The sequence below is a fragment of the Hyphomicrobium methylovorum genome (assembly GCF_013626205.1).
In the GTDB taxonomy this organism is placed as follows: domain Bacteria; phylum Pseudomonadota; class Alphaproteobacteria; order Rhizobiales; family Hyphomicrobiaceae; genus Hyphomicrobium_B; species Hyphomicrobium_B methylovorum.
The window spans coordinates 3369505-3391396 of record NZ_QHJE01000001.1; the positions used below are offsets into that span (position 1 = coordinate 3369505).

Here is a 21892-nt window from a genome sequence, read left to right on the forward strand (position 1 = left end):
CACTCAGCCGTCCTCCTGATGCAGGAGCACCGTGGTTGAAATGGCCAGGGCCAAGATAACAGGCACCCACGCAGAGACCCACGCAGGCGTGAGTCCGGCGATACCAATTTGTCTTGCAATTTCCGAAAGCAAGAAGAACCCAACCCCACCTACCATCCCGGTCGTAACCATAGTCTGGATGCCGCCTGACCGGAATGACCGCAATGACACAGTTGCCGCCAAAAGGACCATCGCCAGGCACAGGAGCGGACGAACCAGGAGGGACTGAAACTGAACGCGCAGCCTTTCGGTGGAAAGTTTAGCTTTTTCAGAGTCTTCGATTAGGCTCGGCAAGTCCCAAAAAGAAATAGAAAAAACGGTGCCCAAGGCCTCCTGAACGCGATCTGGCGTAAGGTAGGTCGAGACGTAGTAGGATGAGTATTTTTCGGGCTGCTGACCGAGGCGCGCGACCCACGCATCTTCCATGTCCCAGTAGCCGTCTTTCAGCTCGGCGCGGCCTGCATCGACGCGTTCGGTGAAATGCCCCTCGCGATCATAAGCGAAAAGCAGCACGCCCGTGAGGGTCAGGCCCCGATTAGACGCGGCTGCGGCTCCCAGAATCGATTCTCCATCGGCGCCGTTCTGGCGAATCCATGAGCCACCGCCCTGTGCGCGCAGGAGATTGGTTTCGTTGCCGAACGCTTTGGCGAAGATTTTCTCCGAGGTGGCGCGGCCGCGCGAGGCGAGCGGGTTGAAGACCGCCATGGAGAAAATCCCGACACAGAGCCCCACGAAGAGGCCGGGCTTCAGGAATTGCCACACGGACATGCCGCCGGCGCGCATGACGGCCAGCTCGCTTTTGCGATTGAGGTAGATCAACGTGCTGATGCTGCCGACGAGGACCGCGAAGCCGATCAGGAATTCGATGTATGCGGGCAGGCGGAGGAGGGCGATGCGCAGCAGCGTCAGCCCCGGAACATTCCCGAATTTTCCTGACATTCTAAGGAGTTCGACAAAGTCGATCATGAAGATCAGAAGGGCGCAAACGGCGAGCGTCGAGGTGATCGAAACCAGGAACAGCTTGGCGATATAGCGGGAGAGGGTGCTGACGCCGATCATGACGGCGTTCCTTGTGCTCTGCGACGGCGAAAGAGCGAGCGAAGCCCCGCGCCTATGAAGTCGGTTGCGTCGCTAATGTAATCGCGCAGGCCGGGGCCGGATCGCTGGACCTCCTGCCTTCTGAGAATGATCATCGATAGAACGATGGCGCCGATCGGCAGCGCATAGGCGACGATGACCATGCTCGGGTTGCGCGCCATTGCGTTGTTCACCGCGAGACCGATGAGACGACAGGCTGCGGCCACGACGAATGTGATCACAAGGCTTTCCATGCGGCTCGATCGCGTCGATTGCGCCTGGCCGACGAACGCTATGATCAGAAACGCGAAGGCGATCGGATAAAACGGATTGCTCAGGCGCTCATGCAACTCGGCTCGGAATTGGCCGGGCGACTGGGCGTAGATTTTGCTGTCGGGTGCAGGATTGACGAGTTCATCGTAGTACCGCTCACGCGGCTTCAATTCACCCGCGCCGCCGTCCTGCGGTTCGAACCGGTCGAGGTCGACGACATATTTGTCAAACGCGACGATCTGGGGCGGCTCGTTGGCGTCCGTGCGGCGGATGATGTGGCCTTCCGTCATGACGAGGTAGGCCGTGCCGTCCTGCTTCACGATCGTCCCGTGCTCGGCGAGGTAGCTTTGCGTCTGCGCCTTGTCGCGCGTGTCGTGCATCACGAGGCCGAGAAGGCGGCCTTCGACGTCACGGTCGCGGATGTGGAACATCAGGTTTTGTTCGGGGCTCGAAAACCGGCCGGGCTGGATGACTTGCGTGAGCAAATCACTGCGCACCTGCACCATGTAGTCACGCAGCGTGCGCATGCTCCACGGCTGCGCAAAATGTCCGACAAGCGCGAGGAAGACGCTGACGATGACCGCCAACAACAGCAGCGGACGCGCGGCCGTCCAGACTTTCGAGCCCGCGGCCGAGAGCACGATGAGCTCGCTGTCGGTATTGAGGCGGTTGAGCGTATGGATGGCGGCGATGAGGAACGAGAAGGGGGCGATGATCGCCATCAGATTGGGAACGGCGAGGGACGTCATCTTGATCAGAGTCCAGGTGTCCTGACCCTGGCTCGTCACGACGTTGAACTGGCGCAGTGCCAGCGCAATCCAGACAATGCCGGTCAGCGACACAAGGATCAGCAAAAACGATCCCGTGACCTGTCGAAACACATAGCGCGAAAAAATTCGCATGCGTCCGCCGTATCCCCCCAGCCGGCCATGCCGGCGCTGGCGCTTCCGCCGGCCGCTCGCCTAACCCCTCTACCTCGGAGGTCCCATACCACAGTGGCGGAATTTCGGCTCCAGGCTATGTGGCCGATGGTGTCGTGGAGCAGAATCGGCATTTGAACACAGAGAGTTGACCCTCTTTCGTGTTCTGGCGCTCGTAGACTGGAATGCCCGTCTTGCCAGACCCGCGCGAACGACTAATCTAACGTGTCTCAACCTTCCTGACGTGTCCTCACCGCGGCCTCTTTCCGAGGCAGGCGCCGGACCGAACCGCGGATCGGCGTTCGCGACTTCTCGAAAAACCATCCTGGTTCGAACCGTCCTCAATGGAGCTTATCTGAAATGGCCGATCGTCTTGACGTTAGCTTTGCGCCTCTCAACGCAGACCCGGAGGCAGTAACCGTCATTCTGGCGGCCGATGGGCCAGCGTTCGGACCACAGGCGAAGGATCTCGATTCCAAATCCGGCGGCGCGATCACCAAGGCGGCGGACGCGGCGGACTACAAGGGCAAGTTGAAGGCGACGATCGAAATTCTGGCGCCAGCGAAACTCTCCGTGAAGCGCCTGATCGTGGCAGGGCTTGGCAAGGACAACAGCGAGGCTGGGGCACAGCCCTATGTCGAACTTGGTGGTGCAATCCTAGCCGCGATCGAAGGGCGCAAGACATCGAGCGCGAGCATCGTTGTCGATGCGGATGCTGGTGAAGACTTCCCGGCTGAGCGCATCGCCGCGCTGATCGGACAGGGCGCCCTGCTGCGTCACTACACGTTCAAAAAGTATCACACAAAGAAGACGAGCGAGAGCGGCGGATCGGGCAAGGACGGCTTGAAGAAGCTGATCATCCATGTGGCGCATCCCGACAAGGCGAAGACCGCATTCCATCCGCTGAAAGCCGTCGCGAACGGAGTCAACTTCGCGCGCGATCTCGTCAATGAGCCGGCCAATATTCTCGGTCCCGTCGAACTCGCAGAGAAGACCACGGCGCTCGAAAAGCTCGGCGTAGACGTCAAAATTCTCGACGTGAAGGATATGGAAAAGCTGGGCATGGGCTCGCTTTTGTGCGTCGGCCAAGGCAGTGCGCGGCCGTCGCGTCTCGCAGTTATGGTGTGGAACGGCGCGAAGGGCGCGAAGAAACAAAAGCCCATCTGCTTCGTCGGCAAGGGTGTCGTATTCGACACCGGCGGTATTTCGATCAAGCCAGCGGCCGGCATGGAAGACATGAAGGGCGACATGGGTGGCGCGGCAGCCGTCATCGGCACGATGTATGCCCTCGCTGAGCGCAAGGCGAACGTCAACGCCGTCGGGCTCGTCGGCTGCGTCGAGAACATGCCGTCGGGCAATGCGGTGCGTCCGGGCGACATCGTCACGTCAATGTCGGGCCAGACGATCGAAGTCATCAACACGGACGCGGAAGGCCGCCTCGTGCTTGCGGACGTGCTCTGGTACGCGCAGGAGCAGTTCAAGCCGAAACTCGTCATCGATCTTGCGACGCTGACCGGCGCCATCATGATCGCGCTCGGCAAGGAGTATGCGGGGCTGTTCGCGAGCGACGACAAACTTGCGGACGATCTACTGGCGTCGGCACGCAGCACAGGCGAGAAGCTCTGGCGCATGCCGCTCGACAAGGCATTCGACAAGGCGATGGATTCCAAGAACGCCGACATGAAGAACACCGGCGGGCGCTGGGGCGGCTCGGCGACGGCGGCAGCGTTCCTGCAGCGCTTCGTGCAGAAGGACGTTCCGTGGAGCCACATCGATCTCGCTGGCACGGCGATGGACGGCGCGCGCAACGACATCAATCAAAGCTGGGGCGCTGGCTGGGGTGTCCGGCTGCTGAACGATTTCGTGGCGCAGCATCACGAGAAGTAAGGATCGCATAACGGCCAGACAGCTCGCGCTGTCTGACCGTTAATATCCTGTTATATAATTAACTCCATCGTTTTGTTTCCATAATATATATTATGCGAATTTGATATTCGCGCTCGGATGGCCTTAATAAGCGTTCGGCAGATCGAGTTGCTGATGAGAAATTTTGGACGCTCGGCAGCGATGCGCGCCGTCATTCTCCGGAGCCCAACCCTCGCAGTCCTTCGTTGCGATACCAGAACGGAAACGGCGCACCGATCAGCAGCATCGCGAACGTGAGCAGCGCGTTGCGGATGGGCCGCCGTCTGAAAGCGCGGCTCTCCAGCGTCTCGTAGCCTGGCACCTCCTCCACCACGTCGGCAATCAGAGCACGTGCGGCGGCGAGATCGGATTCCGCGACGCGGATCTCTATGCCGCCGAACAATGTTGTGAGTTGCGGGCACTGGAAGACGATGTCTTTGCTGGCTGTCGCGACGGCAATGCCATGGGCTTCGAGCAAGCTCTCGATAACGAGCGCTTCCGGCAGCATCAGCGTTCTATGGGCGGTGACGAGCGCCATGTGCGCAGTCCCTTGTTGGTTACGCTCTCGTTTCGAGCCGCCGTATCCCTTCAGCGATCAGAACCGCATAGAGCGCCAGCACGAACCCGGTCAGCATGTTGACGGAGACGACCGCGCCGATCGCCTGGGCGAGTGACGGATCGAATATCCACGACAGCATGCGTACCACGATTTCATCAAAGCTCTGTTTCAGGAGGAACAGGAACTCGCTGCCCTGCTCCATTGTCGGGCGCGCTGGGAGATCGAACGTGGCGCGCTTGGCAAGCTCCGTGATGCCGGGCGCTGGCAGGAACGTCAGCCCGGCGGAGAACAGGAGCCCGAGCGGCGCTGCGAGGCGGAAGTATCCCCAGCGCAGCGGCTTGGCTTTCAAACGCTCGATCAGGAAGCGCACAGCCTGGACGCCGAGGAAAAGCGTGACGGCGAAGATCACCGCGACCCACATAAGGCGATCCTGATCGGTGCCGAGGAATGTCAGCAGGCCGACCACACCGGCGAGCACCGCCTTCGTGATCGCTTCCAGAGCGCCGACGGCGATGATGAGATAACGGGAGCGGCCCGGCAGGCGGTCGAAGTAGAACGGAAATTCGTAGTTGAGGCGCGCGACCTCCAGCGAAGCGCCGACGGCGAGTGCGATGAGCGCGGTTCCACCTGCGAACAGCAGCGGTTCGGTGAAGCCGATCCAGGCGATGCCAGCGATCGCCGCCAGCTCCAGAACCATCATCAGGCCGTTGAAAAGGATGTGCACCCGCCCGCGCCCCGTTCGTGCGTTTCCGCTCCCTCGCACGCGATCGTAACATCAATTCGTTGACGGCGCCTCAAGGCTTCTCCGGTAGCGTCATTCTCTATGCGTTTGGGTCTATGCGTTTGGATCTGGCAGCCCGAACGCCGGATGGTAGATGAGCACCGCATCTGGTTCCGGCCCAGCGAACGCCCGCGCGAGAATGTATTCCGGCGGAATGCCGTTGACCCGCAAATGCGCGACGGGCGCGAAGCCAAAGCGGCGGTAGAAATTCGGCTCACCGACGACAACGCAACCCGCAGCATCCGCCGCGATGAGTTGTAGGAGGTCGTCTTCGATCAGCCTTGTGCCGATCCCTTGCCGCTGAGCGTCTGGCGCAACTGCTACCGGCCCCAATCCGAACCAGCCGCTCTCTCCCGTGCTCAAACGGACAGGCGAGAACGTGGAATATCCAACGATTTCGCCGTCCCTGAGCGCCACGAGCGGCAACACCAGGGCTCCAGCACTGCGCAACGCGTCTACGATTGCTGCCTCGGTGCCCTCGCTATGGGGATTACCTAAAAATGCTTGGGTTATGAGCCTGCTTATTTCCGGCGCGTCGGCCGGGATTTCGCTGCGGATAACGATGCTCATGCCTCTAGCTGGTCGCCTTCTCGAGGGTGCAGATCGCATCTCCGGCGCGAACGAAATTGGCATGGAACGGATAGGAGCGCCGGAACAGACGAAGCTCGGGCCCAGTGTCGCCGACGAAATCGAGCCGCTGTGCGGGATCGTCTGCGCTGTGCGTGGACGCTTCGACAGTATAGGCCTGAGAGCCTTTCGCCACTTCGAATTTGCCTCGGAAGACGTTAGCGGGCCTGTTGTCGGCGGCCGCCAAGCGGAACCCCACCGCGCCGCACGTCTTCTCGTTCGTTACCGCGATACCGCACCAACCATCCTTGCAGGCGACGATATCATACGTCAGCGCGCAGCCTTTTTCATCGCATGCCGGATCGCCGCGATGATCGTAGCTGTAGTAGTGTCCCGTCCAGCGGCCCGCGAGCGAAGGGACCACCGCAGCCGTCGTCACCTTTTCTTTCACATCGTCCTGCGCTGCCGCAGAGCCGACAAAACTAGCCGCGATCATCACCCCTGCCATGAGTGACAGCGCCGCGACGATCCCTGCCGACCGATACCGGAGCTTTGCCGCCGCCAGAACGCGCGCTCGCCCGGCCGTCTCTCTCGTTCGGTTCGCAAGCCTTGTTATCATCGCTGTCCTCGTTGTTCCGGTTGGGGTCGTCGCGATCGGGTCAGGCACCGGGTTGATCCCGCTGCCCTATGAGATGTTCGAACTGGCGCGCCGCACGCCGATCCTGTTTCCGCTGCATATGCTCTCGTCGGCTCTGGCTCTGCTGCTGGCGCCGGCCGTCATCCTGCTCCGCCGCCGCCCGGAGATTCACAGACCGCTTGGCCGGGCGTTGGGCATATTTGTGTTGATTGGTGGGCTGACAGCTTTGCCCGTAGCGGTGCTGAGCCATTCGACACCGTTGGCGCGGGCCGGTTTTTTTGTCCAGGGGCTCGTCTGGCTTTACCTGATGATCGCCGCCGTCGTCGCGATCCGGGCTGGTGACGTTCCCCGCCATGCGCGCCTGATGATCGCAATGGTTGCAGTAACGACCGGCGCGGTCTGGTTTCGCCTGATGACGGGCACGGCCATCGCCTTCCAGTGGCCCTTCGAACCGGTCTACGCGCTTGCCGCGTGGCTCGGCTGGCTGCTGCCTCTTGCCATCGTTACGGCAAAGCCGCGGCTCTTCGCACGCGCGTTTGCCTCCTAGCCTGGCGCTGCGACGGCCCTCCCCTCGCCGTGCCGCTTCCCTTCCTCTAGTCTCCCGCCCGATTGAAGGATTGGACATGGCAGGCGGAATGAAACCTTCCCGGGATATTGGTCGTCTCATCGAGATCATGGCGGCGCTGAGAACGCCCGGCACAGGTTGCCCATGGGATCTCGATCAGACGTTCGCGACCATCGCGCCTTACACCATCGAGGAAGCCTACGAGGTTGCCGACGCCATCGAACGCGACGACCGCGATGACCTCAAAGACGAGCTGGGCGATCTCCTGCTGCAGGTCGTCTATCACGCGCGGCTCGCGGAAGAAGAAGGCGCGTTTCAATTCGGGGACGTGGTCGAAGCGATCACCCGGAAGATGATCCGTCGGCATCCGCACGTCTTCGAGAATGCGGCGCGCGATCAAGCGTCCATCAAACGGACCTGGAGCGCAATCAAGGCCGAGGAGCGCGCCGAGCGGGCCGCTGCGCGCGGACACGATCCGGCAAAGGAGCGGGCGACCGGTCTCTTGGGCGACATTCCCGTGACGCTTCCAGCGTTCGCACGCGCGATCAAGTTGCAGGACAAAGCCGCAAAGACCGGGTTCGATTGGCCCAGCATCGGGCCGGTGTTCGACAAGCTGAAAGAAGAGATCGCAGAGCTTGAAGAAGAGATGGTTTTGTCTGCGCCTTCCGGCCGGCACCCCGTAGGGGAGTCGGTAGGCGCTGCGTCAGGCGGCCGGCTCGCGGAACGCGAGTCGCCTGACGCAATCAAAGAAGAGTTCGGAGATATGCTGTTCGTGATGGCGAACATCGCGCGGCATCTTGAAATTGATCCCGAGGCGGCTCTTCGGTCCGCCAACCAGAAATTCGTGCGCCGCTTCGCACATATCGAGGCGCGGCTGGCGGAAAGCGGCCGGACGCCGGAGCAATCGACGCTCGCGGAAATGGATGCGTTCTGGGACGAAGCAAAAGCGATCGACAAGCTGGCGAAGTCGCGCTGAACGACCGCTTTAAGTGACCGTCCGCCCGCCGTCGCGAATGGCTTGCGATATGTGCTCTGGACGGAACCCCAAAGCGAGCAATCGCGCTGGAATGCGTGATATCAGCGGCAAGCTGGTGAGAAGTCTCAGCAGCAGTGGCGGCTTGATTTTTCCTGTCGCGGCGAGCGTCGGGGCGATGATTGAATTCTGCATCGTTAGTTGCAGGCGCTGGGTGGCGCGCGTTGGAAAATCGCGTCGCGCTTGAACTTTTTTCAGATCGTCGAAGCTCAACCGCTTCTCCTTCAGCGGTTGCCAGAGGACATTGGCAGCCGCGACGGCGTCCTGCACGGCGAGATTGATGCCGACTCCACCAACCGGGCTCATGGCGTGCGCCGCATCGCCGATACAGAGAAACCCTGGCCGTGCCCACTCTTTCAGCCGATCGACCGTAACGGTGAGCAGCTTGACGTGATCCCAATCGGGAATGTCGTTTGCGCGCGCGGCGTCGAACGGCAGCAGCGCACCGACTGATCGCCTGAAGGCGTCGAGCCCCTTTTTGCGCACCTCGGCATCGCCACCTTTCGGAATGACATACGCGCACTGCCAATAGTCGCCACGCTGGAGCATGATGAACAGGTGCCCTGCTTCGAAGCGCGCTTGCGTGTCTTCCGTATCGGTCTCACGGCGCGGCAGGCGAAACCACATGACATCCATTGGCGCGCCATAGTCTTCACTAATAAAACCCGCCGCTTTGCGCAGCACTGACGAGCGTCCATCCGCGGCGACGACGAGATCCGCTCGCACCGTCAACGGCCCTTCGGGCGTTCGCGCTTCGACGCCGGTTACGTGTCCATCTTCCGAGATGAGCCCCAACGCTTCGGCATTCATCATCAGATGGAAGCTCGGATACGCGCGGCCCTTGCGCGCGAGAAAATCGAGAAAATCCCATTGCGGCATCAGCGCGATGTATTTCGCTTTCACCGGAAGATGCGAGAGGTCTGCGATCGTCAGCGGCGTGTCGCCAAACTGGCCGGTTAGCTTCGTCACCTTCTGATGCGGGAGACGGAGAAACTCGTCGAGCCAGCCAAGCTCATCCATCATCTGAAGCGTTGATGGGTGGATTGTATCGCCACGGAAGTCGCGCAAAAAATCCTTGTGCTTCTCGAGAACAAGCACATCGACGCCCGCGCGTGCCAACAGCACGCCGAGCATCATTCCGGCCGGACCGCCTCCGGCTATGCAGCACGTCTGGCGTTGTTCCATGCTTACTGTTGTAGCGGCGCTGCTCAGACTTTCAAACCGGCTTTTCGCAATCGGCCGATCACGCGGTCTTTCTTTTCGCTCGGAATGCGTAACCGCAGTTCAATCGCGCCGTCCTTGCGGCCTTCGCGCGCGATGACTTCGCTGGTCTCGTGCAGCCAGTTGAGAAGTTGGCCTTCGCTGCCCGGCACCACGACGTCTAACATCACGTCGGACGTGCTGAGCGCGGCGTCGATCGTATCGAGCAGCGGCGCGATCCCCTCGCCGGTTGCCGCCGAAACGAGAACCGGCGGTCGCGCGTCGCGGCGACTTTCGTGTTGCAGCTCCTCGCGGCGATCGTGCGTCAGTAGATCGATCTTGTTCCAGACTTCGAGGATGTGGCCATCGACCGGCAGCGTATCGATGCCGAGTTCGGTCAGGACCTTCTCAACGTCACGCGCCTGCGCTTCGGACTCGGCGTGCGAGATGTCACGGACATGCAAAATGAGATCGGCTTCGATCACCTCTTCGAGCGTGGCGCGGAAAGCCGCGACGAGCATCGTCGGCAGATCGGAAATGAAGCCGACCGTATCCGACAGGATGATGCGTCGCCCGCTCGGCAACTTCACTTCACGCATCGTTGGATCGAGCGTCGCGAAGACCTGGTCGAGCGCGACGACACCGGCGCCCGTGATCTTGTTGAAGAGCGTCGACTTGCCAGCGTTCGTGTAACCGACGACGGCCACGATCGGGTACGGCACTTTGCGCCGTCCCTTGCGATGCAGATCGCGCGTTTTGATAACGTCGGCGAGATCGCTTTTGATCGAGTCGATGCGGTCTTGCAGCATGCGGCGGTCAAGTTCGATCTGTGCTTCGCCAGGGCCGCCGAGGAAGCCGCCGCCGCCGCGCTGACGTTCCAAGTGTGTCCAGGCGCGAACGAGACGCCCCTTCTGATATGAGAGATGCGCAAGCTCGACCTGCAGCACGCCTTCGCGCGTTCGCGCGCGTGAACCGAAGATTTCGAGGATGAGCCCTGTCCGGTCGAGAACTTTGGCGTTCCACGCCTTCTCGAGATTGCGCTGCTGGACCGGCGTCACAGTGTGATCGATGATGATGAGCCCGATCTCGAGTTCAACAACGCGTTGCGCAATCTCTTCGACCTTGCCCGATCCGAGCAACGTCGACGGGCGCGGCTCGTTCATCGGAACGGTCGACGCATCGATGACGTCGAGATCGATCGCGTTCGCGAGGCCTACAGCCTCGGCAAGCTTATTTTCCGGGGTGTGCGTTTCCGCGCCCGCGATCTTGCTGCCGCGCGCGGCGCGCTTCAAAATCGGCACCAGGACAAGAGCGCGTGTTCGCGGCCGCCGCGTCTCTTCGCTGACGCGACCGCGACGGCGCTTATCCGGAAATCCCTTGTCGTCCCCCTCTTCGGAGCGCGACGTCAACCGGGACCGCTTTCATTGTCCTGATCGTTGAGGTTCACAGGACCACCCGGCATGATGGTCGAGATCGCATGCTTGTAGACAAGCTGCGAATGCCCGTCGCGCCGGAGCAGCACGCAGAAATTATCGAACCAGCTAACGATGCCTTGGAGCTTCACGCCATTGATGAGGAATATTGTCAGGGGCGTTTTGTTTTTGCGGACGTAGTTGAGAAACGTGTCTTGAAGATTTTGGGTTTTTTCGGCGGCCATTGTTTTTGTCCGTTCTTCTTAGTCCGTCGTCTCTAAACACCGGCGTCGTCAAATGTATCCGGCCAGTGTGTTCGAGCCCGGGGGAGGCTGTGAAGTCATTGTACATTATAGACGTTATTGCTCCGCACAATGCGGCATAGGTATATGCTCAAACGCCTGAAAATGCGGCAAATCGGTAGAACTCTCTTCGTAGCCGCTTGGCTATAGCGCCCGGTCGGCCGTCTGCCACTAATTTTTCATCAATCTTGACGATCGGCATCACAGTTTGGGTCGCCGATGTTAAAAAAGCTTCCTGGGCAGCAAGCGCTTCGCTGCGATTGAACGGGCGTTCTTCCACGTTCAGCCCCAGCGCTTTTGCCACATCAAGAACAGTCAAACGCGTGACTCCCGGCAAGATACTCGGGTCGAGCTGACGCGTCACCAGCACACCCTTGTCCGTCACGATCCACGCGTTGCTCGAACCGCCTTCGGTGATTGCGCCTTTGGGGTCGAGGAACCAGACTTCGCGCGCGCCCTCCTTGCGAGCCTCCTCCTTGGCCAGCACCGCGGGCAGCAACATGACAGTTTTAATATCGCACCGAGCCCAGCGCGGGTCCGGCATCGTCTTGACCGCGATGCCTTCGAGCGCGCGTTCGTCTGCCATGCCCGCGCGGAGCTGGCGGGCCAGAACGACAAGGGTCGGCGGGGTATCAGCGGGCGGAAGCGCAAAATCGCGCGGTCCGGCACCGCGCGTTACCTGCATATAGACGACACCGTTGCGGACGGCGTTCAACCGGATCACCCGCGCGATGATGATCCGCAGAGCTGCGTCCGACATCGGGCGCGGAATTGCGAGTTCGGCCAGTGAGTTGTTGAGCCGCGACAGGTGTTGAGTTGCATCAACCAATTTGCCGTCACGGACCTCGATCACCTCATAGATGGCGTCGGCAAACTGGAAGCCGCGATCCTCGGCATGAATAGCCGCTTCGGCGTAACGTTTGTATGCGCCGTTGACATAGACGATGCGGGTCACGCTGCTGCCCTATGATGCGGAACGCAAATCGCCGGAGCGCTGCTCGGACGAAACGCCGAGCGCCCGCAGCTTTCTATGCAAAGCAGACCGCTCCATGCCGACGAACTCCGCCGTCCGCGAAATATTTCCGCCGAACCGATTGATCTGCGCCAGCAAATACTCGCGTTCGAAAATTTCGCGCGCTTCACGCAACGGCAGCGACATCAGATGTTCCGCCCCACCGTTGACGGGCAGCGGCACATTGGAGCCGATCTCATCGGGAAGCATATCGGCTGTGATCGCCGCGCCGGCGTCACCACCCGCCAGGATCAACAGACGCTCGACGTTGTTTCGAAGCTCGCGCACGTTGCCCGGCCAGTCATGCGCCTGCAGCACGGCGATTGCATCTTCGCCGATACGGCGCGGTGCAAGGCCTGACGTCTGCGCCACCTGCCCGATGAAATACTGAATAAGGTCGGGAATGTCTTCGCGCCGTTCCGCAAGGCTCGGCACGCGCAACGTCACGACGTTCAGGCGGTGATAAAGATCTTCGCGGAAACGCCCTTCGCGAATGTCCTGTTCGAGATCGCGCGACGTTGACGAGATGATGCGGACGTCGACCGACACCTTCTGCGCTCCACCGAGGCGAAGGAACTTCTGCTCGACCAGAACGCGCAGGATCTTGCCTTGCGTTTCCATCGGCATGTCAGCGACTTCGTCGATGTACAGCGTTCCGGTGTGAGCTTCTTCGAGCGCACCGACCTTACGCGGCCCGCCGGTGCGATCTTCAGTGCCGAAGAGTTCGTCCTCGACACGTTCAGGCACCATTGCGGCAGCGTTCAGCACGACGAACGGACCGTCGCTGCGCAGCGACTTCTGATGCAGCACGCGGGCGGCCAGTTCTTTGCCCGTGCCGGATGAGCCACGCAGCATGATGCGGCTGTTGGTCGGCCCTGCCTTGTCGATGTTGTTCTTCAGTTGATTGATCGCAGGCGATTTGCCGATCATCTCGGCGGAGACGACCGAGCGCTCCTTCAGCTCCTTCACCTCGCGCTTCAATTGCGAGGCTTCTAGCGCACGTAGCGCGACGAGCACGAGGCGATCAGCCTTGAACGGCTTTTCGATGTAATCGTAGGCGCCGCGTTTAATCGCCGTTACCGCGGTTTCGATGTTGCCGTGTCCGGAAATGATGACGACGGGCAGATCGGGATACGTGCGCTTCATGATCGTAAGCACTTCCAGCCCGTCAAGGCGACTGCCCTGAAGCCAGATGTCGAGCACGACAAGATGCGGCTTGCGATCTTCGATCGCGCGCAGCGCTTCATCGCTGTCGCGCGCAAGGCGCGTGCGGTGGCCTTCATCTTGCAGAATACCCGAGACCAGATCTCGGATATCGGCTTCGTCATCTACGATCAAAATATCAGCGGACATCACGGCGCTCCTGGGGGATTAAGCGGTTGTATCATGCTCCACTCGCGACATGGGAGGGGGCGCGAGCGTCTTCGTTGGAAACAGTCTGATGATTTTTAGTACCGATCGGCAATGTGAGGCGGACAAGCGCGCCTCGCGTTCGCGTTTCGGTCAGCGGCGCATCTTCAAGTGACAGCGCGCCATTGTGCTGCTCAACGACCTTCTGCACGATGGCAAGGCCGAGGCCGGTGCCTTTCGCGCGCGTCGTGACATACGGTTCGAGCAACTTGGCGCGGTTCTGTTTCGGCAGGCCGATGCCGTTGTCGATCACTTCGATCGCAACGCGATCGGTTCCCGGAACGACGCGGACTTCTATCGCTGGCTTGTAATCGGGCGGACGGCCCTGTGCCTCGCCATACGATTCAATTGCTTCGGCGGCGTTTTTGATCAGGTTGGTGACTGCTTGGGATACGAGGCGCAGATCGAAGCGCGCACGAACCGGCGTATCGGGAATCGTGATTTTGAAGTCCACGTCTTTGTGGCCTTCGCGGAAAAGGATCGCCGGTTCCTGAACGGCGAGACGCAAATCCTGATCGGTGATGACGGGCTGCGGCATGCGCGCGAACGAGGCGAACTCATCGACCATGCTCTTGATCTGACCTGTCTGGCGCTCGATCGTCTGGGTCAGCGTCTCGAATAGATCGTGATCTTCGACGACCTGCTTGCCGAATTTGCGGCGCAGGCGTTCGGCCGAAAGTTGTATCGGCGTCAGTGGGTTTTTGATCTCGTGTGCAATCCGGCGCGCGATGTCAGCCCAGGCGCTCGTCCGCTGCGCCAACACGAGTTCCGAGACGTCGTCGAACGTCAACACCGAGCCGACGTCACCCTCGTCTGCCTTTTCGTGCGTGATCTTGACGGCGAACGTGCGTTCCTCGTCGCCGATCTGCTTCTGGATTTCGCTTTGACCTTTGCTCTTGAAACCGGACTCTTCATTCGCCGCGAGGATCTCAGCAAATTCAGGCACGACTTCCGCGAGCGTTTTGCCGACGACGCTCTCCCCTTCGAGCCCAAGCAGGCGTTCCGCTGAGCGGCTGAGCAACGTGATGCGATCGGAGCTATCCATGCCGATAACGCCAGCGGAGACGCCGGAAAGCACCGCCTCGATGAAGTTGTGCCGCTCGGTCAACTGCGTGTTGGTTTGATGCAGCGCGTCCTGCTGGCTCTTCAGCTCGCGCGTCATCAGGTTGAACGTTTCGGAGAGCCGTCGCAAATCGCCCTCCCCTCGCCGTTCGGGTAGCGCAACTTCGAGGTTGCCCTTCGATACCTCCTGCGCGCCCGCGATCAGACGGCGGATCGGGGCAACGAAACGGCCTGCGAACCACATGCCGACCCAGATCGCCGCGAGCAGCGACGTCATCGAAATCATAAAGTAGATCAGGCCGTGCGCGACCTTGAGCCCGCCCTTCGCCTGCCGCAGCCGCGAATACTCGTAGACGTTCTGCTCGGTGCTCAGGAGGTGGCTGATCACCTTCGGACTGACGCCGCGCGCGACATAGAGATAACGGCCCGGCATCGTGTCGATTTTGGCAATGGCCGACATGCGGTAATCGCTCGACGGCAACGACAGTGCCACCTGCCCCGACTCCGCTTGTTGGATCGCTGCTTGTGGCGGCACGACATAGGGCAACTTCGGATCGTCCAGGGCGAGGACGGTCGGAACACCTTCGGCGTCGATGATGTAAGCGGACGTCAGATCGCGCAGCCCGGCCTGGCCGATGAGGAATTTCTGAAAGGCATCTGCGTCGGTGTTCAGAGTCGCGGACTCGCCGTTGATGTCTCGCACCATGTTGACGATGTCGGTGCGGATGATCTGATTGTGCTCATCGACGTAGGCTTTGGCGACGTCGTAGGAATTCTCGACGATTGCGCGCGTGCGGCCCGAGAACCATCCGTCGAGCGAACGCGAAAACGTCGTCGTTGCGGCGACGGCGAGAAGCACAGCCGGCAGCGCGGCGATCAAACTGAAAAGCGCGACGATGCGAATATGAAGGCGAGCACCGGGAACGCGTTTCTTCCACGCGCGGCTCAAACCAACCGCCTGCCAGACGATGATGCCGAGCATCGTCAGGATCAGCAGGACATTCACGGCGAGCGCGGTCCAGACGTATTCGTTGCGCGGCGCGATGGCCGTCAGCCCGGTCAGGATCAGGTAGCTGACGAGCGCCGACAGCATCGACAGCAATACGACGCCAAGGCCAAACCAGAATGCTGGGCCCGACGGATTGAGGTGGGCAGCCGCTTCCTCACGCGCCGCCGCAGCGACCGCGGGAGCACGTTCGGGTGCCGGTCCGGGCACGGCTGCATCGCTGTGGCGCGCTTCCATCAATACTCGTCCCGGCAATTCAACGTATTAAATTCGCTTGTTGATTCAGAATTTTGCGGGAGGATTTCCAGTCGCCGCAGGCAAGTTGCATAACGCACTGTGGCTCTCCCCCGTTTGCTCAGAGAGACCCAATATCCTAACTGTGACATTTTCGCGACTACTGTGGCCTGCTCCATGAGCTTTTTCAATGCTCTGGGCAAAGTGCCGACAGATTTTTCGTCGCTGCTATCGGTCCGGGTCTAGACGTCCGCGGAGCGGAAGACACGGATATTAAGGTCGCGGATGCGCGTGCGCAGGGTGTTCCGATTTAAGCCGAGCAACTCCGCGGCACGGATCTGATTGCCGCGCGTTGCGGCGAGCGCGGCGCTCATCAGCGGCTTTTCGACTTCGCGCATGATGCGCTCATATAGGCCCGGCGGCGGAAGACTATCTCCGAACGAAGAGAAGTAGCGCGCGAGATAGCGCTCAACCGCTTCGCCGAGGTCTCCGCCGTCCGAACCGCTCCCTGCTGGCGCGCCGGACTGGCTTTCGGTCAACTCATGATCGACGATCGCTGTCGTCAGCGTGTCTTGCGGATGCAGCGCCACGAGACGGCGCACGACGTTTTCGAGCTCGCGGATATTGCCGGGCCAGGGATGCGCCTTCAGTCGCTCGATGGCGGAGCTTTCGATGGATTTCTGACCGAGCCCGTCGCGTCCGGCCTGGCGAAGGAAATGGCGCACGAGATCGCCGATATCTTCCAAGCGCTCGCGCAGGGGCGGCAGGCGGATCGGCACGACGTTGAGGCGGTAGTAGAGGTCTTCGCGAAATATGCCCTGCTGGATGAGCGCCTTGAGATCGCGGTGCGTCGCGGCGACGATGCGAACGTTCGTCTTGAGCGGCGTGCGTCCGCCGACGGACGTGTATTCGCCCTGCTGCAAAACGCGGAGCAAACGCGTCTGCGCCTCAAGCGGCATGTCGCCGATTTCGTCGAGAAAGAGCGTACCGCCCTCGGCTTGCTCAAAGCGGCCCGCGGTACGTGTCTGCGCGCCGGTGAAGGCGCCCTTCTCGTGGCCGAAGAGCTCGCTTTCGATCAATTCGCGCGGGATCGCTGCCATGTTGATCGCAACGAACGGTCCATGACGGCGCTTGCCGTAATCGTGCAGCACGCGGGCGACGAGTTCTTTGCCGGTTCCCGACTCGCCATTGATCATCACCGTCAGATCGCTCTGCGTCAGGCGCGCCAGGACGCGGTAGATATCCTGCATCGGCGCCGAACGGCCGATCAGCGGAAGCTCGTCCGTCTCGCGTTCGGCTGCAGCGGACGTTCGCGGCCGTCCGGGGTCCGACAATGCTCGCGTGACGACGGCCACGACTTCATTCAGGTCGAACGGTTTGGGAAGATATTCGAACGCGCCCTTCTCGGTCGCTGTTAATGCCGTCATCAAGGTGTTCTGCGCGCTCATGACGATGATCGGCAGATCGGGACGCATCTTCTTCATGCGCGGGATGAGATCGAAAGCGTTCTCATCAGGCATGACAACGTCCGTGATGACGACATCGCCCTCGCCTTGACTGACCCAGCGCCAGAGCGTTGCCGCGTTGCCCGTGGCACGCGGCGAAAATCCTGCGCGGGCTAACGCTTGATTGAGCACCGTTCGGATCGCTGTGTCGTCGTCGGCGATGAGGACGGTTCCTTTGACCATGATTGACTACTCGCTGGTTGAAGGTTCGCCGCGTGTCTGCTGCATCGGCAGCAAAACGCGGAAGGCGGTGCGCTTATCTTCGCTTTCGCATTCGATGATGCCGCCATGATCGGCGACGATCTTCGCCACAAGGGCGAGGCCCAATCCGTTGCCTGACGGTTTCGTCGTCACGAACGGATCGAACAGGTGTTGCTTCAGGTGATCTGGAATTCCGGCGCCGTTGTCTTCGATCTGGATCATCAACGGCAGGCTGACGCGCGTGCCGGTGCCCGGAAGCGAGAGGCGGACGCCCGGACGGAAAGCCGTTTGCAAAACGATGCGGCCATTGCCCGAGCGCGCACCGATGGACTCCGCGGCGTTCTTCAGAAGATTGAGGAACAACTGCACGAGCTTATCGCGATTGCCGAGCACGTGCGGCAGCGAAGGGTCGTAGTTCTCGATGAATTCGATGCGGCTGCCGAAACCGTGTTGGGCAATCTTGCGCACGTGGCTCAGCACGTCATGAATGTTGACGGCGTCCTTCGTCAGTGGCCGCTCATCGCCGAACACTTCCATCCGATCGACGAGGTCGCGAATGCGATCCGTCTCAGCGCAGATGAGTTGTGTCAGCGACCGGTCTTCGTCGGATAGGCCGGGCTCAAGAAGCTGCGCGGCGCCACGGATTCCGGACAACGGATTTTTGATTTCGTGCGCCAGCATGTCGGCCATGCCCGAGACGGAGCGGGCGGCGGCGCGATGCGTCAACTGCCGTTCGATCATCTGCGCGACCGATCGATGCTGCAGCATCAGGAAAACAAAGCTCGGGTCCTCGGGTAGCGGACCAGCGAAGATGTCGACGAGTTTCGGCGTACCGATACGCGGAGATGCGACCTCGATGGCGTACTCGCTGACTGTCGCGCCCGTTGTTTCAACCTGTTCGATCAGCGGCAATAGCGGCGAACCGAATGCAACGATATCCGCGATCCGGCTGCGGCCAAGCGTCGGCGCGCTCATCGAGAAAAACTGTTCCGCCGCCTGATTGGCGAATACGATTCCGCGATCGCTGCCTATGACAAGGATCGCGTGCGGCAGGGCGTTGAGCAGGCTCTCGCCATCGATGAAGCCTGGCACCAGGTTGGCGGCGAACGACGGCATACGCACTGACGACACTTTGTTACTCATGCGGCTAACGGCTCCCGCTCCGCGTAAAACTGTTTCAACCCGGCAAAGACGCGCTCGGGATCGGTTTCGGTGCAGAGTTTCGCGCGCCACGGCTTGGCCTCGACAACGGATGCACCACTCGACAGCAGATACCAGCCGATGTGCTTGCGCGCGTTTTTGAGGCCGAGATCGCGACCGTAGTGCGCGAGCATGGCGTCCACATGCGAAAGCGCGATATCGCGCTGCTGAGAGAGGATCGGCGCACCGGGATCGCGGCCAGACGCCAAGTACGATGCGATGCGTCCCGGTAGCCACGGCGCACCATATGCGCCGCGTCCGATCATGACGCCGTGCGCGCCTGAGGCTTCGAGCGCGGCCTTCGCGTCTTCCGGCGTGAGGATGTCGCCGTTGACGAGCACGGGCAGACTCGTTGCCTCGACGACGGAGCGCACCGCCTTCCAGTCGGCCGTGCCCGTGAAGAACTGACAGCGCGTGCGCCCATGCACGGCGATGAGACGAACGCCTTCGGCTTCAGCCCGGCGCGCGAGTTCGGCTGCGTTTGCTGTGGCGTGATCCCAACCGAGGCGCATCTTCAGGGTCACCGATACGCGAACGGCGCCGACGACCGCTCGGATCAATTCCTGCGCGTGATCGAGATTGCGCATCAGCGCCGAGCCCGAAAGCTTGCCCGTTACCTCCTTGGCCGGGCAGCCCATGTTGATGTCGATTGTCTGCGCGCCTTTATCTTCGGCGATGCGCGCGCCTTCTGCCATCCAGTGTGGTTCGCGGCCGGCGATCTGGATGACGAACGGGGTGAGGTCGCGCCCCTCCGCGCGGCGGACGACGTCCGCACGCGCGCGCACGAGTTCCTCGCTGGCGATCATCTCCGAGACGACGTATGTCGCGCCGAGGCTGTGGGCGAGGCGACGGAACGGCAGGTCACTCACGCCGGACATCGGGGCGAGCGCCACCGTCGGTCCGGCTGTCGCGTCGGATTTCATTTCGAACGGGGGCAAGGGTATTCCTTGTTTGCCTAATAATTAGACACGAGTAACAACTGCCGCGAGATTGGGCAAGCTATTCTGAGATGGGCAAATTGCGCAAGGGCTCTTTCCGCGCGGAATTGCCCCGCCGCGCCCATCCGGGCTATCGCTCGGCTGGATTTAATTCAGGATATGGAGTTCGCCTTGCGCATCGCCGCTTTGATCGTCGCCGCCGGACGGGGCACGCGTGCCGTTTCGGCCGCGTCCGCCCCCAAGCAATATGCCGTGATCGGAGGTGCGCCGGTCCTTTGGCATACGCTTGGCGCCTTCGCGGCGGCGCCGGGTATTAGCGATGTTCAGGTCGTCATTCATGCCGATGACATGGAATTCTATCGCGAAAGCGTTCCGCCCTCGGCCGCAACCGTCTGGCCGCCCGTCACGGGGGGCGCGACGCGGCAAGTCTCCGTCAGGCTCGGGCTCGAAGCGCTGAGCGCGCTAAAGCCTGACGCCGTGCTCATTCACGACGCTGCGCGTCCGTTCGTTTCGCAGGAGACGATCGCACGCGTTATCGCGGTTCTTCAATCGGAACCGGCAGCGATTGCGGCCCTCCCCTTGGCCGATACGCTCAAGCGCGCGGGCGGTAACGGTACGATCGCAGAGACGATCGACCGGCGCGGACTTTGGTGTGCGCAAACTCCGCAAGCCTTCCGCTTCGACGCGATTTTGGAAGCGCATCGTCGTGCCGCTAATGCAGATCGCGATGACTTCACCGATGACGCGGCTCTTGCAGAATGGGCCGGAATTCCAGTGACGCTGGTTGATGGCAACGTCGAGAACATCAAGCTGACGACGGCGGCCGACATCATCGCCGCAGATCAGAAACTGACGAGCGCGGCAACCGTCATGTTCGAAACACGGACCGGCTCCGGCTTCGACGTGCATTGCTTTACCGACGGCGACCATGTCTGGCTTGGCGGCATCAAAATCCCCCATACGCATAAGCTGGAAGGCCATTCCGATGCCGACGTCGTGCTGCACGCGCTGACGGATGCGCTCCTCGGCGCAATCGGCGACGGCGATATCGGCCAGCATTTCCCGCCTTCCGATCCCAAATGGAAAGGCGCTGCGTCACGGCTTTTTCTCAAAGATGCGGCCCGGCGCGTTCGTGCCCTTGGCGGGCGCATCGGCAATGTCGACATAACAGTTCTGGCGGAAGCACCACGCATCGGCCCACATCGGCCGCAAATACAGGCGTTAATTGGAGAGGTGCTCGGCCTTTCCTCTGACCGGATCGGTATCAAGGCGACGACGATGGAAGGCATGGGCTTCGTTGGGCGACGCGAAGGTATTGCGGCAATGGCGAGCGCAACCCTGCATCTGCCGGTTCAACGCCGATGAGCGACGATGACGACATCGAAATCGATGACGTCAAAGGCAACCGCGCGCTGCGCTACACTGTGCGCAACGTCGCGGTGCTCAACCTTAGCTACTTCGGTATCGAGTTCGCGGTTGCGCTGGCGATCGGCTCGGTTGCGCTCTTTGCCGACAGCGTGGATTTCCTCGAGGACGGCGCGGTCAATCTGCTGATCCTTGCGGGGCTCGGCTTCACGGCGGCGCGGCGGGCGAAACTCGGCATGCTGCTCGCCGCCATCATTCTGCTTCCGGCGCTGGCAACGCTCTGGACGGCTTGGCAGAACTTTACGACCGGCGCCGTACCCGATCCCGTACCGCTGACATTGACGGGCATGGGCGCCATGGCCGTAAACTTCATCTGCGCGCGCATGCTGGCTCCTTTCCGGACCGTGGGCGGCAGCTTGACGCGGGCGGCTTTCCTCTCGGCACGCAATGACGTGATTGCCAACATCGCGATTGTTATTGCCGGGCTTTTGACCGCCCTCCTCGCTTCGCGCTGGCCCGACATTATCGCGGGCCTGGGTATCGCCGCGCTCAACGCCGGAGCGGCCCACGAGGTCTACGAGGCGGCCCGCGAAGAGCACAGGGCGGCGCGGGACTGAGTTGCATCCGCGCATCGTTTTTCGACGCGCCGGAAGGCATGTTTGTCACGCACGGTCGTTGACCGGCTTGAG

20 protein-coding genes are annotated in these 21892 nt (G+C 61.3%); 5 read left to right on the plus strand and 15 right to left on the minus strand.

What is annotated here, in order from left to right; genetic code table 11:
* Positions 1 to 3 precede the first annotated feature (3 nt).
* Positions 4 to 1098, minus strand: a complete 1095-nt coding sequence (gene lptG / locus DLM45_RS16040) for an LPS export ABC transporter permease LptG (RefSeq protein ID WP_181338069.1) — start codon at positions 1096 to 1098, stop codon at positions 4 to 6.
* The gene (gene lptF / locus DLM45_RS16045; RefSeq protein ID WP_181338070.1) at positions 1095 to 2291 is read right to left on the minus strand and encodes an LPS export ABC transporter permease LptF; all 1197 of its coding nucleotides are present in this window, start codon (positions 2289 to 2291) and stop codon (positions 1095 to 1097) included. Before lptF ends, lptG begins: the two co-directional genes overlap by 4 nt.
* A gap of 378 nt (positions 2292 to 2669) precedes the next feature.
* On the opposite strand from lptF, the gene DLM45_RS16050 reads away from it, so the two are divergent.
* Positions 2670 to 4196: a leucyl aminopeptidase gene (locus tag DLM45_RS16050; protein ID WP_181338071.1), complete on the plus strand. Its 1527-nt coding sequence runs from the start codon at positions 2670 to 2672 to the stop codon at positions 4194 to 4196.
* Positions 4197 to 4386: 190 nt separating this feature from the next.
* On the opposite strand, the gene DLM45_RS16055 is transcribed toward DLM45_RS16050, so the two are convergent.
* The 4 genes from DLM45_RS16055 to DLM45_RS16070 all read right to left on the minus strand — a co-directional run bounded on the left by DLM45_RS16055 (position 4387) and on the right by DLM45_RS16070 (position 6629).
* Complete coding sequence (locus tag DLM45_RS16055; protein ID WP_181338072.1) at positions 4387 to 4752, minus strand: hypothetical protein; 366 nt, start codon at positions 4750 to 4752, stop codon at positions 4387 to 4389.
* Between the two features lie 19 nt (positions 4753 to 4771).
* On the minus strand, positions 4772 to 5497 hold the full coding sequence (locus DLM45_RS16060) for a hypothetical protein (RefSeq protein WP_181338073.1): 726 nt from the start codon (positions 5495 to 5497) through the stop codon (positions 4772 to 4774).
* A 111-nt stretch (positions 5498 to 5608) separates the two neighbouring features.
* On the minus strand, positions 5609 to 6124 hold the full coding sequence (locus DLM45_RS16065; RefSeq protein WP_181338074.1) for a GNAT family N-acetyltransferase: 516 nt from the start codon (positions 6122 to 6124) through the stop codon (positions 5609 to 5611).
* 4 nt (positions 6125 to 6128) lie between these two features.
* On the minus strand, positions 6129 to 6629 hold the full coding sequence (locus tag DLM45_RS16070) for a hypothetical protein (RefSeq protein WP_181338075.1): 501 nt from the start codon (positions 6627 to 6629) through the stop codon (positions 6129 to 6131).
* Between DLM45_RS16070 and DLM45_RS16075 the strand changes: the two genes are divergently transcribed.
* Together DLM45_RS16075 and mazG are read left to right on the plus strand one after the other, a co-directional pair.
* Entirely contained in the window at positions 6628 to 7305 is a 678-nt protein-coding gene (locus DLM45_RS16075) for a DUF2306 domain-containing protein (RefSeq protein ID WP_181338076.1), read from the plus strand. The genes DLM45_RS16070 and DLM45_RS16075 overlap by 2 nt on opposite strands.
* A gap of 88 nt (positions 7306 to 7393) precedes the next feature.
* On the plus strand, positions 7394 to 8299 hold the full coding sequence (mazG, locus tag DLM45_RS16080; protein WP_181338077.1) for a nucleoside triphosphate pyrophosphohydrolase: 906 nt from the start codon (positions 7394 to 7396) through the stop codon (positions 8297 to 8299).
* A 9-nt stretch (positions 8300 to 8308) separates the two neighbouring features.
* On the opposite strand, the gene DLM45_RS16085 is transcribed toward mazG, so the two are convergent.
* The 9 genes from DLM45_RS16085 to dusB form a co-directional block, all read right to left on the minus strand.
* Positions 8309 to 9541: an FAD-dependent oxidoreductase gene (locus DLM45_RS16085; protein ID WP_181338078.1), complete on the minus strand. Its 1233-nt coding sequence runs from the start codon at positions 9539 to 9541 to the stop codon at positions 8309 to 8311.
* Positions 9542 to 9564: 23 nt separating this feature from the next.
* Entirely contained in the window at positions 9565 to 10860 is a 1296-nt protein-coding gene (gene hflX, locus DLM45_RS16090) for a GTPase HflX (RefSeq protein WP_246317672.1), read from the minus strand.
* Between the two features lie 101 nt (positions 10861 to 10961).
* Positions 10962 to 11213 carry an RNA chaperone Hfq gene (gene hfq, locus DLM45_RS16095; protein ID WP_181338080.1) on the minus strand — a complete coding sequence of 84 codons (252 nt, stop codon included), beginning with the start codon at positions 11211 to 11213 and terminating at the stop codon, positions 10962 to 10964.
* A 148-nt stretch (positions 11214 to 11361) separates the two neighbouring features.
* On the minus strand, positions 11362 to 12225 hold the full coding sequence (locus tag DLM45_RS16100; RefSeq protein ID WP_181338081.1) for a D-amino-acid transaminase: 864 nt from the start codon (positions 12223 to 12225) through the stop codon (positions 11362 to 11364).
* 9 nt (positions 12226 to 12234) lie between these two features.
* Positions 12235 to 13635, minus strand: coding sequence for a nitrogen assimilation response regulator NtrX (ntrX, locus tag DLM45_RS16105; protein ID WP_181338082.1), 1401 nt, complete (start codon positions 13633 to 13635; stop codon positions 12235 to 12237).
* A gap of 31 nt (positions 13636 to 13666) precedes the next feature.
* On the minus strand, positions 13667 to 15997 hold the full coding sequence (locus DLM45_RS16110; protein ID WP_181338083.1) for a sensor histidine kinase NtrY-like: 2331 nt from the start codon (positions 15995 to 15997) through the stop codon (positions 13667 to 13669).
* A 239-nt stretch (positions 15998 to 16236) separates the two neighbouring features.
* Positions 16237 to 17682: a nitrogen regulation protein NR(I) gene (ntrC, locus tag DLM45_RS16115; protein ID WP_181338084.1), complete on the minus strand. Its 1446-nt coding sequence runs from the start codon at positions 17680 to 17682 to the stop codon at positions 16237 to 16239.
* Positions 17683 to 17688: 6 nt separating this feature from the next.
* A complete protein-coding gene (locus tag DLM45_RS16120; protein ID WP_246317673.1) occupies positions 17689 to 18816 on the minus strand; it encodes a two-component system sensor histidine kinase NtrB in 1128 nt (375 codons plus the stop codon).
* 23 nt (positions 18817 to 18839) lie between these two features.
* Positions 18840 to 19823: a tRNA dihydrouridine synthase DusB gene (gene dusB / locus DLM45_RS16125; RefSeq protein ID WP_181338383.1), complete on the minus strand. Its 984-nt coding sequence runs from the start codon at positions 19821 to 19823 to the stop codon at positions 18840 to 18842.
* A gap of 174 nt (positions 19824 to 19997) precedes the next feature.
* On the opposite strand from dusB, the gene DLM45_RS16130 reads away from it, so the two are divergent.
* Together DLM45_RS16130 and DLM45_RS16135 are read left to right on the plus strand one after the other, a co-directional pair.
* Entirely contained in the window at positions 19998 to 21203 is a 1206-nt protein-coding gene (locus tag DLM45_RS16130) for a bifunctional 2-C-methyl-D-erythritol 4-phosphate cytidylyltransferase/2-C-methyl-D-erythritol 2,4-cyclodiphosphate synthase (RefSeq protein ID WP_181338086.1), read from the plus strand.
* Positions 21200 to 21820 (plus strand): cation efflux transmembrane domain-containing protein, encoded by a 621-nt coding sequence (locus tag DLM45_RS16135; RefSeq protein ID WP_181338087.1) that lies wholly within the window; start codon positions 21200 to 21202, stop codon positions 21818 to 21820. The genes DLM45_RS16130 and DLM45_RS16135 overlap by 4 nt, the downstream gene beginning before the upstream one ends.
* The last annotated feature ends 72 nt before the right edge of the window (positions 21821 to 21892 follow it).

What these genes read in the sequence shown, in the direction of transcription:
- DLM45_RS16070 (WP_181338075.1), bottom strand. Translation starts at nt 6,629, where the DNA reads ATGGCAGGGGTGATGATCGCGGCTAGTTTTGTCGGCTCTGCGGCAGCG.
- DLM45_RS16120 (WP_246317673.1), bottom strand. Translation starts at nt 18,816, where the DNA reads ATGCCGTCGTTCGCCGCCAACCTGGTGCCAGGCTTCATCGATGGCGAG.
- DLM45_RS16130 (WP_181338086.1), top strand. Translation starts at nt 19,998, where the DNA reads ATGGAGTTCGCCTTGCGCATCGCCGCTTTGATCGTCGCCGCCGGACGG.
- DLM45_RS16050 (WP_181338071.1), top strand. Translation starts at nt 2,670, where the DNA reads ATGGCCGATCGTCTTGACGTTAGCTTTGCGCCTCTCAACGCAGACCCG.
- DLM45_RS16085 (WP_181338078.1), bottom strand. Translation starts at nt 9,541, where the DNA reads ATGGAACAACGCCAGACGTGCTGCATAGCCGGAGGCGGTCCGGCCGGA.
- lptG (WP_181338069.1), bottom strand. Translation starts at nt 1,098, where the DNA reads ATGATCGGCGTCAGCACCCTCTCCCGCTATATCGCCAAGCTGTTCCTG.
- hfq (WP_181338080.1), bottom strand. Translation starts at nt 11,213, where the DNA reads ATGGCCGCCGAAAAAACCCAAAATCTTCAAGACACGTTTCTCAACTAC.
- DLM45_RS16135 (WP_181338087.1), top strand. Translation starts at nt 21,200, where the DNA reads ATGAGCGACGATGACGACATCGAAATCGATGACGTCAAAGGCAACCGC.
- lptF (WP_181338070.1), bottom strand. Translation starts at nt 2,291, where the DNA reads ATGCGAATTTTTTCGCGCTATGTGTTTCGACAGGTCACGGGATCGTTT.
- DLM45_RS16065 (WP_181338074.1), bottom strand. Translation starts at nt 6,124, where the DNA reads ATGAGCATCGTTATCCGCAGCGAAATCCCGGCCGACGCGCCGGAAATA.
- DLM45_RS16055 (WP_181338072.1), bottom strand. Translation starts at nt 4,752, where the DNA reads ATGGCGCTCGTCACCGCCCATAGAACGCTGATGCTGCCGGAAGCGCTC.
- ntrX (WP_181338082.1), bottom strand. Translation starts at nt 13,635, where the DNA reads ATGTCCGCTGATATTTTGATCGTAGATGACGAAGCCGATATCCGAGAT.
- ntrC (WP_181338084.1), bottom strand. Translation starts at nt 17,682, where the DNA reads ATGGTCAAAGGAACCGTCCTCATCGCCGACGACGACACAGCGATCCGA.
- DLM45_RS16110 (WP_181338083.1), bottom strand. Translation starts at nt 15,997, where the DNA reads ATGGAAGCGCGCCACAGCGATGCAGCCGTGCCCGGACCGGCACCCGAA.
- DLM45_RS16075 (WP_181338076.1), top strand. Translation starts at nt 6,628, where the DNA reads ATGAGTGACAGCGCCGCGACGATCCCTGCCGACCGATACCGGAGCTTT.
- dusB (WP_181338383.1), bottom strand. Translation starts at nt 19,823, where the DNA reads ATGAAATCCGACGCGACAGCCGGACCGACGGTGGCGCTCGCCCCGATG.
- mazG (WP_181338077.1), top strand. Translation starts at nt 7,394, where the DNA reads ATGAAACCTTCCCGGGATATTGGTCGTCTCATCGAGATCATGGCGGCG.